Source organism: Varunaivibrio sulfuroxidans (genome assembly GCF_029318635.1).
Taxonomy (GTDB): domain Bacteria; phylum Pseudomonadota; class Alphaproteobacteria; order Rhodospirillales; family Magnetovibrionaceae; genus Varunaivibrio; species Varunaivibrio sulfuroxidans.
Map to the genome: position 1 here is coordinate 557,870 of NZ_CP119676.1, position 16,685 is coordinate 574,554.

The window sequence follows — 16,685 nt, forward strand, 5'->3', positions numbered from 1 at the left end:
CCCTCACCGCGCGAGGGAAAAATCCCCACACCCATCCCCGTTGCCGCGGCCGCCACGGAAAATGCCAAAAGCGATCGTCTGGATAATCCCGTCATTTTATTTACCTCCTTTTTGCTGCGTCTCAGCGGCGCGAAGGGTCGATATTTTCGGCGGGGACCGTCCTTGGAATTAGGGCTTGATATCGACCCACCCTTTCAAGCGCCGCTCGACGATTTCGGCCAGCCCCGACCGCACGACGCTCACGCCGTCGATAAGGTCGGCTTTAGTTTTATGTAGGGTGTCCATCGTGTTTTGACAGGCGATAAATTTAACGCCGTACATCATCAAGGAGCGTACGCGCTCGGCGACGGGCGACCCCTTCAACAGCATACGCACGCCGGGGCCGTAAGCGATGATGGCGATTTCGACGTTATCCTGCCCATAATTTTTTTGCAGATTGACGGTATTGTATAAAATATTGTTCAGGCGGGCGACATCCTTGGTATCCACCCCGAGCACGATTCGCCGCGGGTTGTCCATCGTGGGTTGCGGATCGGCGAACTCTTGCGCCTTGGCCGTGGAAATACCACAAGCAACAAAAACCAAAAACACCCCAACCCATTGCCTGAATTGCATAAAACCTCTCCCTTGAAAATATTTTTTTATATTAGATTACTCGAATTTCTTTATATTAGTTTATCCGAACGTGTGATGAAAGCACCTTAAGGCTATCCTCGCCTCTGCTGACGAAAAAATAAAGCGCCCACAGCGCGCTCCGAGATGACGATTGTTCCAGACGCACGCCATACGCAATAGCCGCATGCCACGTGGGCTTTGGCTTGACAGATATATAAGAATTATCTAATAAATTAGCTATGAAACCAGCTTTAGAGCAAACTTCTCTAGATATCTTGGAGGTCCGGGCCACGGCGGCGAGCAAGTTGCTCAAAGCCATGAGCAACGAGACGCGGCTTATGATCCTTTGCCAGCTGGTCCACGGCGAGAAGACGGTGGGCGAACTCGACACCACCGTTAAATTGAGCCAGTCGGCGCTTTCCCAACATCTTGCGGTCCTTCGTGAAAACGGCTTGGTAAAAACGCGCCGAAAATCACAATCTATTTTTTATTCGATCGCCGGCCCCGAGCCGAGAGCGATCATTGAGGCCCTTTACAAAATCTATAATAACAATTGCGCAACTTTTTAATCGTTAATCGAGTGCAGGTTATTGACAAACGGGCCGGTTCTTATTAGAAGCCCCTAATATCCTTGAATCGAAGGGGTTTTGTGTTTTCCTCGCATAGCCTCGCCGGATGTGTCGATTGGGGGTCCGCATACGAAGCGGGACCGAGCACATGGAAGGCGGCGGCGTTTCGAACCCCAGACTTTCACCGATCTTATCGTTAACGAGCAATCGTTTTCACGAGCTTTCGGGAATTTCTTTCGTAGGCTTTTGGGGGCTGTCAGCACACCTTATGATGTTTCGCTCTATCGCGCTGTGAGACGCAACCGCCATGAAATGGTCGCGCCAGCCGACGCCGAACATTCGGTTAAGTGTGCTGCAGGCTGTATTCGAGACTGAATTCGAGGCGTAACCGTCATGATGATCTACCTTCCTATAGCTAAAATCTCCGTCAATATTTTTGTTATTTTAGGCATGGGTGGGGGCGTTGGCCTGTTATCCGGCCTGTTCGGCGTCGGCGGAGGTTTTTTAATCACCCCTTTGTTGATTTTCATCGGCATTCCCTCCGCCGTCGCTGTGGCGACCGGGGCCAATCAAATCGTGGCGGCCTCCGTGTCCGGCGTCCTCGCGCACTGGAAACGCGGTAATGTCGATCTCAAGATGGGGATTATTTTGCTGGTTGGCGGCGTGATCGGCTCAACCCTGGGCGTTTGGCTGTTCACCTTCTTAAAATCGTTGGGTCAAATTGACCTCGTCATCAAATTGTCTTATGTCGTTTTTCTCGGCATCATCGGGGGATTGATGCTTGTCGAAAGCATCAACGCCATGATGCGCAAAAAGAATGCGGGGGCGGGAAAACGCCATCATCACACCTGGATTCATGGACTGCCCTTCAAGACCCGGTTTCGTCGTTCGCGCCTGTATATCAGCGCCATTCTCCCCTTCATAATCGGCATCATCGTCGGCGTTCTTTCGGCAATCATGGGGGTCGGTGGCGGCTTCGTCATGGTTCCGGCGATGATATATCTTCTTGGCATGCCGACGTCGATCGTCATTGGGACATCGCTTTTTCAGATCATTTTTGTTACCGGCAACGTCACCATCTTGCAAGCCGTTAACAATTACGCAGTGGACGTCGTCCTGGCGTTGCTGCTGCTGGTCGGTGGGGTCATCGGCGCCCAATTTGGCGCCCGGCTCGGCGCCAAATTGCATGGCGAACAGCTCCGCGTTCTTTTGGCGTTACTGGTTGTCGCCGTCTGCGCAAAGATGGCCTATGGCCTGATCGCCACGCCCGAAGACGTCTATTCCTTGGCGATGTTGGGCGGAAATTAAAAAAGAATGCCCCCCCCCGCGCCGCCGGTTGAAATTCGATATTGTCGATGCACGCCCCTTGACAATCGGCCCACATTACATTAGAAGCCTCTAATGTCTTTAAATGTAAGGGGTTTTTTGTTTTATTCGATGCCTTACAGACATATGATCATGCCTTCACACACGCCTTTTTCCGACATTTTTTCTCTGTCGGGAACGTTCGGTTCAAAACCTGGGACGTTAAAGAAGGCCACCGGGATGGAAAACAGACGCGCGTGACGACAAAAAATACATTTCAAACGCGTGCATGGGTGGTTTTGACCGCCTCGGCCAACACGTCCCGGGCAGGGAAATAAGGCAAAAATCGCTATGCAAATTTACCTCCCCATCGCCGAAGTCTCAGTGAACATCTTTTTAATCTTAGGCATGGGGGGCGGCGTGGGCTTCCTCTCCGGTCTTTTTGGTGTTGGCGGCGGCTTCTTGATGACTCCCTTGCTGATCTTTATCGGCATTCCCCCCGCGGTCGCCGTAGCCACGGAAGCCAACCAGATTGTAGCGTCGTCCGTGTCCGGGGTTCTCGCCCACTGGAAACGGGGCAATGTCGATGTCAAAATGGGGGTCATGCTGCTGATCGGCGGCGTCATCGGCTCTACTTTGGGCGTTTGGCTGTTCACAATCCTCAAGGAACTCGGGCAGATCGATCTGGTCATTAAGGTCTCGTATGTCGTTTTCCTGGGAATCATCGGATCGGTTATGTTCGTCGAAAGTCTGAGGACGATGATGCATCGCCAGAAGCAAGCCGCTCCCAGGCGCAGGGTGCACAACTGGATGCATGGGCTGCCCTTGAAGATGCGTTTCCATCGTTCGCGTCTATATATCAGCGTGATTCCGACTCTCATGATCGGCGTCGTCGTCGGCATCTTGTCTGCGATCATGGGGGTTGGCGGTGGATTCATCATGGTTCCGGCGATGATTTATCTGCTCGGCATGCCTACGGCGGTCGTCGTGGGAACATCGCTTTTTCAGATTATTTTCGTCACCGCCAATGTCACCATCTTGCAGGCCGTCAATAACTTTGCCGTTGATGTCGTCTTGGCGCTGCTCTTGCTTGCCGGCGGCGTGATCGGCGCCCAGTTTGGCGCCAAGGCCGGTGCGAAACTGCATGGCGAACAGCTTCGCGTTCTCCTTGCCGTAATGGTTCTTGGGGTTTGCGGAAAAATCGGTTTCGATCTTCTCATCACCCCAGTTGATGTTTTTTCAATCGGCCCCGTTGGAGGTCACTAAGTCCATGACGCTTTCAATGCTAATGCGCTTAATGCGTAAAAATTCACCTTTTATCGCAATATGTATGCTCCTCTTTGGCATATCCACCGCTCATGGCGAAGATTTAGCGATCGACCTTTCCCATAACGAGGTTGCGATCACCACGGCTTTCAGTGGTACCGACCTTCTTCTTTTCGGCGCCACCGACCAAAACAAAAAAAGCGACATTATCGTCGTTGTCCGTGGCCCCAAAGGCAAGGAAATCGTGCGCCACAAGGAGCACGTCATGGGACTTTGGATCAACAGTGGCGAAATGGAGTTTGTCGGCGTACCCGATTTTTATACCGTCGCCAGCAGTCGTCCCTTGAACGAAATTTTGCCCGAGGATGTCCTAAAGCGTGAACAGATCGGCGCACACCGTTTGGTCTTCAGTCCCATTGCGGGAACCACCATGGGGCCGGAAAAGCAGGCCGCCTACCACGAGGCCCTGCTGCGTAACAAACGCCGGCAAGGCCTTTACGCGACGGATATTGGGGATGTGACATTCGTCGGCGTAAATCTGTTTCGCACCACCCTTCATTTTCCCGCCGCCGTTCCCGTGGGCGATTACCGGATCGAGACCTATTTGGTGCGCGACGACAAAATCGTCACGCGCCATGAAACGGAGATGCGCGTGCATAAAATCGGCGTCGAAGAAGAAATCTACAATTTCGCCCATCAACAGGCTTGGGCGTACGGAATTCTTGCTATCATCGTTGCCGGTCTGGCAGGATGGGTTGCAAACGCCATCTTCCGGAAGGCTTAAAACTCATGAGTGAAAAAAGATTATCTCCCGAAGCCCTAGAGGGCAGTGAAATCCACACCGACGAAAATAAGGAATTTACCTTTTTATGCGTCGTTGACGACACCGAGGAGCTTAGCCAGGCGCTTCGCTTTTCATGCGCCCGAGCGAAACGGGTCGGCGGACGGGTGTCCTTGCTCTATGTTGTCGAACCGGCCGAGTTCCATCACTGGGTCGCCGTCGGCGATCTGATGCGTGAAGAACGCTTGGAAGAAGCCGAGGAGATGTTGAATGTCGTCTCGAATGTGGTTTTCAAACGTACCGGAAAAAAACCGACAAACTACATCCGCGAAGGCAACCTTCTCGAACAGTTAATCGAGCTGATCGAAGAAGAAAAATCCATTTCACTTCTGGTTCTCGGCGCAGCGACGGGCGCCGAAGGTCCCGGTCCGCTGGTATCGACCTTGATTGAGAAGATGGCCGGTCAGCTGCGCGTTCCGATCACGATCGTCCCCGGATCGCTTACGGACGAGGAAATAGACCAAATCACATGATCTCTGCACCCTCCCCCTCCTCCTCCTCCTTTGAGGGGAAAAGGGCGCGGGGCGCTTGCTTCCGGGAGTCCGCGTCAGGGGCCGTGCCGCCGAAGGGCCGTTCCAAGAGCCGTACCCGAAAACACAGGACACTCAGCGTACGATCATGACCGAATTGTGCGCCGTTTCCATGACTTTGAAGGCGACGGACCCCATGAAAAATCGATGCAGGCCACTCTTCGCCGTATCCGACAAGACAATCAGGGAATAATCCGGCCCGGCCTCGACGATTTCTTCTACCGGATCGCCCCTGCGGATCAAGGTTTCAGCCACGGAAATCTTCATGGATTCGAGCGCGTTGCGAGCCGCTTCGACGTTTTCTCGCGCCTTTTCCTCGCCTTCATCATCCAAAGCAACCGACATGATGGAAATCGGGCACTGGCATCGGCTAGCGATCATAGCGTCCTTGCGCACCATATCCATGGCGGTCGCGGAGCCGTCGGTACAGATCAAATGTCCATGCCCAACTTCCAAATCACGGGCGATCAAGACGGAACAGGGCGCGTGAATAGCGACTTTTTCGGCAACAGCCGGATCCCAAAATCCCTTAATGCTCCCCTTCCAGCGCGAAGACGCCCCCAAGATGATCAAATCGTAAGGCGCCAGCTCGTACTGCTGCAAAATACCGGTAGCGACATCCGGGGCGACTTTAAGTTTTAGGACCGTCTTCTTGCCATTTTCATTCCTGTACTCAATTTTATTGTCCCCCAGCGTCGTGCCCTGGACATCGGTGTGATAGCTGTGCTGCTCCCAGTTATTGTCCATAACGCCCAGATCGACGAGAAGATCGCGACCTTTCTTTAAATATTTAATCCCCGGCAATTCGAGGCCCCACTCCAACATGTTCTGGCGCGCCACTTCGATCTCAAACCCCCCGGAGCGCAACCCCTGATCGGCGGGGCGAACGTACAAAAGAACGATATCGGCGTCGATTCCCCCACCGAGTTTGGCGGCATAGCGCAGCCCTCGGTAAGATTCGTCCGATCCGTCTATACACACAAGGATGCGAAACCGGTGATCGTCCATCGCATCGCCGATAGCTTTCTGATCCAGGTCGTTCACGGCAACATACTCCTTAACTGAACACGCCGGTGGAAACGTCCTACACGCCGATCAGGGGCCAATACACCAAAGCCCCGATAAGCAGAATAACCGTCGAGACAATCACCATTTTCCAACCGACACGAAGGAAATCCGTGGTTTTCAGGTAACCCGATGCATAAACGATGGTGCACGCCGGCGTACCGACCACGGTAAGGTAGGCAAAAGCGGACGAAACCGCCGTCACGAAGCCCAGGACGATCGGGCTTTCGTGGGCCGCGACGGCCAACTTCAGGACGATTGGCCCCAACACGGCGACGGCGGCGCCATTGGACATGGTATTGGTCACAAAGGTGGTCAGAACGGAAACGGCGGCCCACAGACCAATTCCGCTATGCGCCCCCAAGGGGGTGAGGAGCGCGAGGAAGCTTTCGGCAACCCATTGCGCCGCCCCCGTGTCCTTCATCTGAACGCCCAGGGATATTGCCGCGCCGTACAGCAAAACGACTCCCCAGTTGACGCCCGAGTTGATGTCCTCCCAGCGCACCAGACCGGCAACCAAGAAGGCGGCGGCTCCGGCGATGGCGATGGTGCCCATGCCATGATCGCCGGAAAGGAAAATCCATCCCCCCAAGACCATCAGGAAAAGGACGATCGACAGCCAGTCGCCGATTTTCATCGGCCCCTGTTCCTCGACCCTGGCGCGGAGCTTAACGATCGCGCGAGACATATCCTTGTATTCGGGGCGGAAGGTAAACAGCAGGATCAACGTAACAAACGGCAGTTGCACCAAAAATATGGGATAGGCGTAAAATGTCCACTTCAGATAATCGACCAGATAGCCATATGTCGCGGGGTTGGTCGGGTCGTAAAAAAATTCTTTCCAATAGCCGATCATGATGGCGTTACGCGCCCCGCCCGATGGCGTGCCAATACCGGCGACGGAACAGCCGTACGATATGGACAACAATAAAACGGCCGCCAGTTTACGCACCTTCCTGGGGTCGTCCGAGGTCAGGCTGATCAAGGTGATTCCCACCGGCAACATCATCGCAGCGACCGTGTGTTCACCGATGAACGAGGCCAGGATTCCCGAAACCGCCGATATTCCAAAGGCGATTCGCGCCGTGCGGGTTCCCGTCATGCGCACCAATATCCAGGCGATTCGCGTATCCAACTTTTGCTTGACGACGGCCACAGCCAACATCAGCGAGCCCATGATAAACAAAACGGAATCGCTCATCAGGCTTTTGGCGACGGTGGAAGATTCCAGTTCCATCAAGACGACTTCCGCCGTCACGATCAGTAGCGCCACGGTGGGCAAGGGAACCGGCTCGGTGATAAACAAAATCGTGGCGACCAGCGAGACGGTCAGAACGATCATCCCTTCGCGACTCAGTCCTTCGGGTTGTCCCAAACTAAGCAGGATCGCGCCCACGGCGAGAGCGATGAAAAACCAACGTTTTTCCCAGAAATAGAGAAGATTCAAACGGCGGCGTACATGAAGAATACGAGGTAGATTCTTCGAGAGCGCGCCGACCGTTATCCGCCCATTAAACATCGCGAGCACACCCCCTGTGTCCACGGGTCCCCGTGGCTTATATTCATGGCGTTTTCATGCAAGGAGAACACGAACCCGCAAAAAGGCCCCACCCGTGGGAATCATGGTACTCTATCCGGGATTGAAAATCCCCTCACTTATTAACCTTAAGACATTTACCTCCATCCGCCCAACAGGCGATGCCGGGAAAAGAAATCGCACTATACCGTGCAAACCCGCGCCGCTTCTTGATCGAGTTCGAGCCTTTTCTTAATCGAAAAAGGAGCCTCCGGCACCCTAAAAGATGAGATGAGATGAGACAGGATGGGATGAGACAGGATGGGATGGGTTCGCAAGGGAAAAGATGCCTTAGCAAAACACGACCTATTTTTTAGAACCCCATCAGTCTTCACGGTGCGGACGTCAACGCCGCCATCTCGAAAAATTTCGCGCCCAATGCCTGGGGAAGGGCGTCGTCGTGAAAGGTCCCGACAACGCAGGCGCCGCGTCGCAACGCATCGCCGATCAGGGCGCCGACAACATCGCGGTTGTCCGCGTCCAGCGATGCCGTGGGCTCGTCCAGCAGCAGAATCGGATAATCGACGATCAGGCCGCGCGCAACGTTGATACGTTGCTGTTGGCCGCCGGAAAATGTCGCCGGGGCCAGCAACCACAGCCGTTCCGGGATGTTCATCCGGCGCAATACCGCCGCCGCCTTGTCGCGGGCGTGCGCCGCCCTCTCGCCCAAGGCGATCAAAGGCTCGGCGACGACATCGATCGCCGGCACCCGGGGGACGGCGCGCAGGAATTGACTGACGTAGCCGATGGTCCGACGGCGGATCTCGATAACTTGACGGGGGGATGCGCCGACGATATCGACGACGTGATCGCCGTGGCGCACCCAGATGGCCCCAGCCTGGATTCGGTAGTTGCCGTACAAGGCGCGCAAGAGGGTGCTTTTGCCGACCCCCGACGGACCGCGCAAGACGAGACATTCACCGCGCCGCGCGGTCACGCTGACGGCGCGCAGGACGGGGATTTCGATGCCACCCTGATTATGCAGGGTAAAGGTTTTTTCGATCCCCCGAACGAAAATCATATCCGCGTCATCGATCATGGAGGGGTTTTTTTTCATGAGATCCTCAGGGCTGTAAGATCGAGGACACCAGCAATTGGGTGTAGGGATGCTGCGGGTCGTCGAGGACTTGATCGGTAAGCCCGCTTTCGATGATGCGCCCCCGGCGCATCACCACCAGGCGATGGGCGAGCAGGCGGGCGACCGCCAGGTCGTGGGTAACGATAATCGCCGAAACGCCCAGCGTCGCCACCAAGGAACGCAACAGATCGAGGAGACGCGCCTGCACCGAGACATCCAGGCCGCCAGTAGGCTCGTCCATGAACAATAGGCGCGGTTCAGTGATGAGGTTGCGCGCGATCTGCAAACGTTGCCGCATGCCCCCGGAAAATGTCGTCGGGAAATCGTCGATCCGCTCGGCGTCGATTTCGACCCGACGCAACCAGTGGAGCGCCCGAGTGCGAATATCGCCGTAGTGGCGCGCCCCCACCGCCATCAGCGGCTCGCCCACGTTGGCTCCGGCACTGACCCCCATGCGCAGACCATCCCGGGCGTCTTGCCGCACCAAACCCCACTGGGTGCGCATCACCATGCGTCGTTCGGCCGCGCTCAGGGAGAATATATCGCACAGGCCCCGCTCCGGGAGGTCGTACCACACGCCCCCCCCACTGGGAGAGCGTTGGGCCGATGCGCACTCCAGCACCGTGGTTTTCCCCGATCCCGATTCGCCGACGATGCCGAGCACCTCACCGGGCCAGATGTCGAAGCTGACATCGGCGCAACCGACCCGCATGCCGTACATTTTATGCAAACCGCAAACCCGCATCAGGGGTCTGCCGCCGGAGAGATCCGAGAGGGGCGTTTGTATTGTCATCTCAGTACGCCGCCTCGCGCTTCGCGGTCGCGTCCGTGGCCCCGTCCGTCGTTTCGGGCGCGCCGCCGTGCCCGGCCTCGCGGCGTTCCCGGCAATAATCGGTGTCCGAACAAACATGCATTCGCGCCCCCGCGTCGTCGATCACGATCTCGTCGAGATAGCTGTCGGCGCTGCCACATAGGGCGCACGCCTCGTCCCAGGTCTGCACCGCAAAGGGATAGTCGTCGAAATCCAGGCTTTCGACCCGGGTGTAGGGTGGAACGGCGTAAATGCGCTGCTCACGCCCGGCCCCGAACAGTTGTAGCGCCGCCATACGGTCCATTTTCGGATTGTCGAATTTGGGGATTGGCGAGGGCGACATGAGATAACGCCCGCCGACCATGACGGGGTAGTCGTAGGTCGTGGCGATCCGCCCATAATGGGTAATGTCCTCATACAATTTGACCGACATCGCACCGTAATCACCGAGCGCGTGCATCGTGCGAGTCTGCGCCTCGCGCGGCTCCAGCCAGCGCAACGGTTCGGGAATGGGAACCTGATAGACCAAGACTTGTCCCTCTTCCAAGGGACTCTCGGGAATCCGATGGCGGGTCTGGATGAGGCTCGCTTCCGCGGTGCGCTCGGTGGTGGCGACGCCCGCCGTCTTGGCGAAAAAACGGCGAATGCTGACGGCGTTGGTGGTGTCGTCGGCGCCCTGATCGATCACCTTTAGGGTATCGTCTTTACCGATGATGCTGGCGGTAATCTGAATACCGCCTGTCCCCCAGCCGTAGGGCAAAGGCATCTCCCGCGACGCAAAAGGGACCTGATGGCCGGGAATCGCCACCGCCTTGAGTATGGCCCGACGGATCATCCGTTTGCTCTGTTCGTCCAGGTAGGCGAAATTGTAAGCGCCTTGCCCCGCCACGGTGTCGCCGGGCCACGGTCTGCTTGAATTCATGACGCCGTCTCCTTCGGGGTGTCGGACACCGGATTATCGCACTGCTTGTCGTCACCGTGGCGTGCCTTGTCGGCATCGGCGCGCAGCTTGCGCACGGTTTCCAGTTCTCCCTGAAAATCGACGTAATGGGGCAACTTGAGGTGCTGCACGAAACCCGACGCCTCGACATTGTCGCTATGAGAGAGGACGAATTCATCGTCCTGGGCGGGCGCCGTGACCTCCTCGCCCAGTTCGCGGGCGCGCAAGGCGCGATCGACCAGGGCCATCGCCATGACCTTACGCTCGCAGTAGCCGAAGGCGAGCCCATAGCCACGCGTGAACTGGGCCGGGGCTTGCGCCGAGCCGGTGAACTGATTGACCATTTCGCACTCGCTGACGGTGATGTCGCCGATCTCGATGGCGAAACCCAATTCCTCGGGGACGATCTCCACCGCGACGTCTCCGAGACGAATTTCACCGGCGAAGGGATGATTGCGGCCATAGCCGCGCTGCGTCGAATAGCCGAGTCCAAGCAAGAAGCCTTCGTCGGCGCGCGCCAGCGCCTGCAGGCGCACGTCCCGTTCGGCGGGAAAGGCTATCGGATCGCGGGTAATGTCGCCGACGGGTTGGTCATCCTCGGCCACCTCGTCCTGGAGCAGGCCCTCGCGGGACAAAAATTCGGAAACTCGGGGCAAGACGGGTAGTTCATCGCCATCATCGGCAACAGGATAGTCCGCCGTCACCGGCCGTTCGCTCTTCGCCCGGCGCTCCGAGCGCGCCGCGCCGGGCGTCTCCGCCAGGGTGAAATCAAGCAGGCGATGGGTGTAATCGAACGTCGGTCCCAGCATTTGTCCACCGGGAAGGTCTTTGTAGGTGGCGGAAATGCGCCGACGGGTGTTCATCGCGGCGCTGTCGATGGGTGTGCTGGCGGCAAAGCGCGCCAAGGTGGTGCGAAAGGCACGCAATAGGAAAATGGCCTCGACCTGATCGCCACAGGCCTGCTTTAGCGCCAACGCGGCGAGATCGCGGTCATACAGGGCGCCCTCGCTCATCACCCGATCGACGGCCAACCCCATTTGTTCCGAAATCTGGGTCGGTGAAATTTCCGCCACGGCGGGGTCGCCGCGGCGCTGTTCGTCGAGCAGGGCATGGGCGCTGTCGATCGCCCGTTCGCCACCTTTGACCGCAACGTACATCGCTTAATCCTCGACTCGGGTCGTGCGCGGCAGGCAGACGATAGCGCTACGCACGCATAAAATAACATCGACGCCGCGGGGGAACTGGGCGTTGTTTTCCCTCAACGAGGACCAGAACCGTTCAGGAACGCCGCCGACAGACAACCTTCGCGCGCCGTCGATGCCGGGGCCGTCGAGGCGTTTCCCCCGCCCCTCCTCGAAGCTCTCGACCTGAACGATCACGGTGGTCGAGATTTCGGGCCGCACGTCCGTGCCCCGGCAAAAGCGCGCCAGGTCGGCGCAGCTCAGGGAGTCGGCGTGCAACGCAATGCGCGCCGCGCCGGGTACGGTGGTGATCGGACAGGCGCAGTGGAATTTCAGATGGTTGACCGTCTGCGCCGAGGCGGCGATAGCGTCGTCGATCCACAGTGGAGTCTCGAAATCCGCCAGACCGAGACAAATCGCCGCACTTGAGGGATACAACGGCAAAGGCGGCTCCGGAAGATCGTCAAAATCGACGACCCGACCGGGATGGGACATCGCCTCAAGAACGGAACGGAAGACGCGCTGACTGTCGTGGCCGGGATTGGAAAACCCGGGCAACGGCTGCGTGTCCCCACCAAAAATTGGAGTTTGCGCGGTCATGAGCTGTCGCCTCCTTGCACGCCCTGCGCGCGCGCCAGGGTGAAGAAATCAACTTTGGTCGCGGCCGTCTTGCGGTTTAACGCCTGTCGGCGGCGCGCCTGAGACGCGGCGAGCTTTTCAAGCAAGTCCGTTTTCAATCGGGCATACCAGACGGGATCTTGAAGAAGGGCGTCGAAAAGCGCGCCATAGTGAGCATGGCGGGTGTCGCGTCCGGCGACATAAGCATGTCCGATATAATTGTCCCCGGTGCGCACCGCACAACGACAAACCGTCATTTCACCCAAGTTAAAGCGCCGTCCGGCGCCGCCCGCCCGAGCGCGAACCATGACCATTCCGATCTCCGCCGGACGCAAGAAGGTATAATCCGGAACCCCATCCAGATCCGTCCATGCCGCTTCGAGGGTCGCGCCGTCGGATCGCGCCAACGCCCCCATCCAGCGTTGACGAGGCGTTTTGTCCGCGCCCATCCCATCCCTTCCCTCGCTTGTCTCCGCCTCCCCGCTTTCGGCGGCGGAGCGCACGGCGCCCGGATCGTCATCGGCGCGCGTATCGGTTTGCGCGGCGACCCGCGCGTCGGTGGGCTCATTGAGGGGCGTGGCGCTGTCGATATGTGGCATTTTTCCATAATCGCACTGGTGTTGCGGTGTCGCCATTTGCGTGGGGCGGGTTTCTTCGACGGGAACTTCCTCTCGTCGAACCTAGGGTCCTGACCCTAATCTCCGAAGCTTGAACCGAGAGTGCATGACCAGCCTCTTAAACAATCGAATTTAGTAGGCGCGTTCGGTTTTTTCGCCTTGCGGCCAAAACGGGATCTTTGGCTAATTTGTATAGACGTCTATATCTTATTGTGTTCTTATACGACTCAACGGGCGCGCCGCGCAACAACTGTTGAATGAACTTTTTTTGACGCCATACGCATCCCCACCATGCGTCCGTCAACGCACCATGCGTCCGCCAACGCATAAGGAGGATTCTCGATGTCCGTAGACCGCAGCCGCGGCGTCGCCGTATGGCGGCAGATCGCCGATATCCTGAAGGCCGAGATTGTCGGCGCGCGGTATTCCGCCGGTGCGCAGTTGCCCACCGAAAACGCCATGGCGTCGCGCTTCGGCGTTAACCGGCACACGGTGCGCCGCGCCGTCGCCACCCTGGTCGAGGAAGGCTTACTTACCGTCGCGCAGGGCCGGGGGACGTTCGTTCGCGAGGATGTCATCGATTATGCGGTGCGCAAGCGCACGCGGTTCAGCGAAATCATGAGCGCACAATCGCGCGTTCCCGGCGGGCGCTTGCTGATGTCCCGCATCGTTGAGGGCAATGAGAAAACGCTCGACAACCTCACCCTTCCCCCCGGCGCGATGGTTATCCAACTGCGCACGTTGAACGAAGCCGATGGTCGTCCGGTCAACATCGCCGATAGTTATTTTTGCGCCCGAAGATTCCCTAACTTGATCGACGTCTTTCGCGAGACGGGATCGATTAGCCGCACTCTGGCGCGCCTTGGTGTTGAAGATTATACCCGCAAGGAGACACGCGTCAGCGCCCGTCTGCCAAAGCGCGAAGATGCCGAATACCTTCGTCAGGCGCATACCCGTCCAATCATGGTCTGCGAAAATATCAATATCGACACCACCGGTCGTCCGGTCGAATTCGCCATCAGCCGTTTCGCGGGCGACCGGGTACAAGTGGTTTTCACACCCTGATCGTGCAAATGGTAAAATTCCGCCGGGGATGACGATCCCCCTCAGGCGATCACGCGGCGCAGATAGGCGGAGAAGCGTTCGGCGAGCATCACCATGACGAAAGTGACGATCAGCAGCACCGAGACCGTTTTATACTGAAACAGGTTCATGGCCGTAAGCAGCTGGAAACCGATACCCCCGGCGCCGACGAAGCCGAGCACCAGCGACGAGCGGATATTCTCGTCGAGACGATACAGGCTGATGCCCAGAACCGAGGGCAGCACACTGGGCAATACGGCGTGGGTGAAGACCTGCATCCGGGTCGCCCCGGTCAACGTCAGGGCGTCCACCGGCCCCATATCCATGTCCTCGATAACCTCGGAGAACAAGCGCCCGAGCATACCGACCGAATGGATCGAGATCGCCAATGCGCCGGGGAACGGGCCAAGCCCGACGGCGGCGACGAACAGCAGCGCCCACACCAAATCAGGGACCGAGCGGCACAACGCGATCACCGCCCGCGACAGATAATAGAGCGGGCGCGCCGGACTGACATTGCCGGCGGCGAGCACGGCCAGCGGCACCGCGAGGAACACCCCGGCAAAGGTGCCGAAAATGGCAATGTCGATGGTCTCCAGCGCCGGCCACATGGCGCTGGGCAACTGGTCAACGGCGGGCGGCATGGCGCGGGAGATCATATCGGCCATGCCCGCCGCACCGGAAATCAGGTCCTCGGGCTTGGCCTCGATGACGAATAGGGATTGGATGAAAGCAATCAGGGCGCCGAAGCCAAGGACAAGACGCAGCGTGCGAGACGGACCGCCGTCAGAGATGACTTGATGGCCATTCGGCGTGTGGGGGGCGTCGGCGAGAGCGGGAATGGTGTTCATGCTGCCTGCGTTGTGTAAAGGGTGGAAACGTGGTGGTCGGACATGCCCTTGGGCGGGGTGTCGAACAAAATTCGCCCATCCTGGATGCCAATGATGCGATCGCCGTAACGCGCCGCAAGTTCCGGCTGGTGCAGGACGCACAATACTGCGAGGCCGTCCTCGCTGGCGAGACGGCGCAGCAAACCCATGACGTCCTGAGCCGCCTCGGGATCGAGACTGGCGACCGGCTCGTCGGCGAGCAACACGCTCGGTCGTTGCGCCAGGGCGCGGACGATGGCGACACGCTGCGCTTGGCCGCCGGAAAGCGTTCCGGCGCGTTGGCGGGCAAGGTGGACAAGACCGACATGATCTAATAGGGCATGGGCGGACGTGAATTCGCCGCGAGGCAAGAAGCCCAAGGCGGTGACCGGATTGCGGTGGCGCCCGAGCGTGCCGCTGACCACGTTGGCGATGACACTGCGCCGCTTCACCAAATTGGCGTGTTGCGACACCATCCCCAACGCCATGCGGGCCCGGCGCAGGGCCTCGCCGGACAGGGCGGTAAGATCCTGTCCGGCGACCCTGATGGCCCCCGAAGACGGCGTCAAAAGACGGGCCACGCACTTGAGCAGGGTGGACTTGCCCGAACCGTTGCTCCCTAAAACCACCGCCAATTCACCCGCCCGAACGGATAGGCTGGCGCCGTGCAACGCTTGCTTTCCGTTAGGGTAACACATGGCGAGATCGGTGATATCTAGAAGCGTGCGCGATGGCGTCTTCATGAGAAGTCTCCTTCAGGGTGAGCCGTCGGCCTTAGAGTTTGGCCAAGTCGATATGCAAGGTGTGCACCAGGCTGCGGATCAGGTCGTAAGTATGATCCGTCGCCGGCACCAGATGTGAGCCGTTGGCGACCAGAACCTTGCGGTCCGCTTCGGACAGCACGCTAAGATCGAGATTGGCAAGCACCTTGGAAACACGGGCCTTGAACGCCGCGGGCAGGTTGCCGCGTACGGTGATCGGATCGGTCGGGATCGGATCGGATTTCCACAAGGTGATGAAGTCGCCATCCTTGTACTCGTTGGCCTGCTTGGCGGACTCGATCTGTTCGCTGTTCAATTCGCCGGCCTTGACCTTGTGATGGCGCAAAGCCTCGTAGGACGAGGTATGGCTGCCCGCGTAAATCGCCTTGACGCCATGGTCGGGGTCGATGCCATTGGTGCTCAGGCCATAGGCCGGAAACAGGTGACCGGAGGTCGATGCCGCGTCGGAAAATGCGAACGATTTACCTCTGACGTCATCGAGCGAGGCTATTCCCGAACCCGGCCACGTGACGATGCTGGCGGTGTAGGTCGAGGGCTTACCGTCTGGGGTGGCGAAAGTCGCGACGGCCTCGGCCCCGGCGACCTGATGGGCGAGCACATAGCCGAGCGGACCAAACTGCGCGATTTCCAGCTTGTTGTTGCGCATCGCCTCGATCTCGGCGGTGTAGTTGGTGGTGATCAGCACCTTGACCGTGCAACCGATCTTCTCGCCGATCAGTTTGCCGAGGTTCTTATAAACAGGCATCAAATGGGCCGACGATTCGTAAGGCTCGACGGCGAAACGGACGACGCCGTTGTTGGGGCAATCGGCCGAGGTGGCCATGGCCGAGGCGGCGGTGGCGGCCATGGTGGCCATCGCACCGGCGGCGATGACGGCGACACGAAGCTTCATTTTTTTCTCTCCCGTGATGTGATCTATCGGCGTGAACCGTTCCCCTT

Annotated in this window: 18 protein-coding genes; 6 read left to right on the forward strand and 12 right to left on the reverse strand. The window is 58.2% G+C overall.

Annotation, left to right across the window (positions count from 1 at the left end; genetic code table 11):
• Positions 1 to 168 precede the first annotated feature (168 nt).
• Entirely contained in the window at positions 169 to 615 is a 447-nt protein-coding gene (locus P3M64_RS02505; RefSeq protein WP_132938245.1) for a DsrE family protein, read from the reverse strand.
• A gap of 305 nt (positions 616 to 920) precedes the next feature.
• Here P3M64_RS02505 and P3M64_RS02510 point away from each other — a divergent pair, with 305 nt between their 5' ends.
• The 5 genes from P3M64_RS02510 to P3M64_RS02530 all read left to right on the forward strand — a co-directional run bounded on the left by P3M64_RS02510 (position 921) and on the right by P3M64_RS02530 (position 5,069).
• Entirely contained in the window at positions 921 to 1,184 is a 264-nt protein-coding gene (locus tag P3M64_RS02510; RefSeq protein ID WP_322111244.1) for an ArsR/SmtB family transcription factor, read from the forward strand.
• A gap of 393 nt (positions 1,185 to 1,577) precedes the next feature.
• Positions 1,578 to 2,492, forward strand: a complete 915-nt coding sequence (locus P3M64_RS02515; protein ID WP_132938243.1) for a sulfite exporter TauE/SafE family protein — start codon at positions 1,578 to 1,580, stop codon at positions 2,490 to 2,492.
• A 348-nt stretch (positions 2,493 to 2,840) separates the two neighbouring features.
• The gene (locus P3M64_RS02520; RefSeq protein ID WP_132938242.1) at positions 2,841 to 3,755 is read left to right on the forward strand and encodes a sulfite exporter TauE/SafE family protein; all 915 of its coding nucleotides are present in this window, start codon (positions 2,841 to 2,843) and stop codon (positions 3,753 to 3,755) included.
• A 64-nt stretch (positions 3,756 to 3,819) separates the two neighbouring features.
• Positions 3,820 to 4,539, forward strand: coding sequence for a TIGR02186 family protein (locus P3M64_RS02525; protein WP_165886235.1), 720 nt, complete (start codon positions 3,820 to 3,822; stop codon positions 4,537 to 4,539).
• Positions 4,540 to 4,544: 5 nt separating this feature from the next.
• The gene (locus P3M64_RS02530) at positions 4,545 to 5,069 is read left to right on the forward strand and encodes a universal stress protein (RefSeq protein WP_132938240.1); all 525 of its coding nucleotides are present in this window, start codon (positions 4,545 to 4,547) and stop codon (positions 5,067 to 5,069) included.
• A gap of 132 nt (positions 5,070 to 5,201) precedes the next feature.
• Here P3M64_RS02530 and P3M64_RS02535 read toward each other — a convergent pair whose 3' ends face one another.
• The 8 genes from P3M64_RS02535 to phnG all read right to left on the reverse strand — a co-directional run bounded on the left by P3M64_RS02535 (position 5,202) and on the right by phnG (position 13,030).
• Positions 5,202 to 6,170, reverse strand: a complete 969-nt coding sequence (locus tag P3M64_RS02535; protein ID WP_132938239.1) for a universal stress protein — start codon at positions 6,168 to 6,170, stop codon at positions 5,202 to 5,204.
• 40 nt (positions 6,171 to 6,210) lie between these two features.
• Positions 6,211 to 7,710 (reverse strand): SLC13 family permease, encoded by a 1,500-nt coding sequence (locus tag P3M64_RS02540; RefSeq protein WP_132938360.1) that lies wholly within the window; start codon positions 7,708 to 7,710, stop codon positions 6,211 to 6,213.
• 388 nt (positions 7,711 to 8,098) lie between these two features.
• The gene (gene phnL, locus P3M64_RS02545) at positions 8,099 to 8,824 is read right to left on the reverse strand and encodes a phosphonate C-P lyase system protein PhnL (protein ID WP_243644713.1); all 726 of its coding nucleotides are present in this window, start codon (positions 8,822 to 8,824) and stop codon (positions 8,099 to 8,101) included.
• 7 nt (positions 8,825 to 8,831) lie between these two features.
• Complete coding sequence (phnK, locus tag P3M64_RS02550; RefSeq protein WP_132938238.1) at positions 8,832 to 9,638, reverse strand: phosphonate C-P lyase system protein PhnK; 807 nt, start codon at positions 9,636 to 9,638, stop codon at positions 8,832 to 8,834.
• Position 9,639: 1 nt separating this feature from the next.
• Complete coding sequence (locus P3M64_RS02555) at positions 9,640 to 10,578, reverse strand: alpha-D-ribose 1-methylphosphonate 5-phosphate C-P-lyase PhnJ (protein WP_132938237.1); 939 nt, start codon at positions 10,576 to 10,578, stop codon at positions 9,640 to 9,642.
• Positions 10,575 to 11,753: a carbon-phosphorus lyase complex subunit PhnI gene (locus P3M64_RS02560; RefSeq protein ID WP_132938236.1), complete on the reverse strand. Its 1,179-nt coding sequence runs from the start codon at positions 11,751 to 11,753 to the stop codon at positions 10,575 to 10,577. The genes P3M64_RS02555 and P3M64_RS02560 overlap by 4 nt, the downstream gene beginning before the upstream one ends.
• A 3-nt stretch (positions 11,754 to 11,756) precedes the next feature.
• Entirely contained in the window at positions 11,757 to 12,377 is a 621-nt protein-coding gene (gene phnH / locus P3M64_RS02565) for a phosphonate C-P lyase system protein PhnH (RefSeq protein WP_132938235.1), read from the reverse strand.
• Positions 12,374 to 13,030 carry a phosphonate C-P lyase system protein PhnG gene (gene phnG, locus P3M64_RS02570; protein ID WP_243644712.1) on the reverse strand — a complete coding sequence of 219 codons (657 nt, stop codon included), beginning with the start codon at positions 13,028 to 13,030 and terminating at the stop codon, positions 12,374 to 12,376. Before phnG ends, phnH begins: the two co-directional genes overlap by 4 nt.
• 324 nt (positions 13,031 to 13,354) lie before the next feature.
• Here phnG and phnF point away from each other — a divergent pair, with 324 nt between their 5' ends.
• Positions 13,355 to 14,077 carry a phosphonate metabolism transcriptional regulator PhnF gene (phnF, locus tag P3M64_RS02575; protein ID WP_132938234.1) on the forward strand — a complete coding sequence of 241 codons (723 nt, stop codon included), beginning with the start codon at positions 13,355 to 13,357 and terminating at the stop codon, positions 14,075 to 14,077.
• Positions 14,078 to 14,118: 41 nt separating this feature from the next.
• Here the strand turns inward: phnF and phnE are convergent, their stop codons facing one another.
• From phnE to P3M64_RS02590, 3 genes are read right to left on the reverse strand one after another with little or no spacing between them, the layout of a single operon-like run.
• Entirely contained in the window at positions 14,119 to 14,946 is an 828-nt protein-coding gene (gene phnE / locus P3M64_RS02580; protein ID WP_132938233.1) for a phosphonate ABC transporter, permease protein PhnE, read from the reverse strand.
• Positions 14,943 to 15,707: a phosphonate ABC transporter ATP-binding protein gene (phnC, locus tag P3M64_RS02585; RefSeq protein ID WP_132938232.1), complete on the reverse strand. Its 765-nt coding sequence runs from the start codon at positions 15,705 to 15,707 to the stop codon at positions 14,943 to 14,945. The genes phnE and phnC overlap by 4 nt, the downstream gene beginning before the upstream one ends.
• A 31-nt stretch (positions 15,708 to 15,738) precedes the next feature.
• Positions 15,739 to 16,638 carry a phosphate/phosphite/phosphonate ABC transporter substrate-binding protein gene (locus P3M64_RS02590; protein WP_132938231.1) on the reverse strand — a complete coding sequence of 300 codons (900 nt, stop codon included), beginning with the start codon at positions 16,636 to 16,638 and terminating at the stop codon, positions 15,739 to 15,741.
• Positions 16,639 to 16,685: the final 47 nt, after the last annotated feature.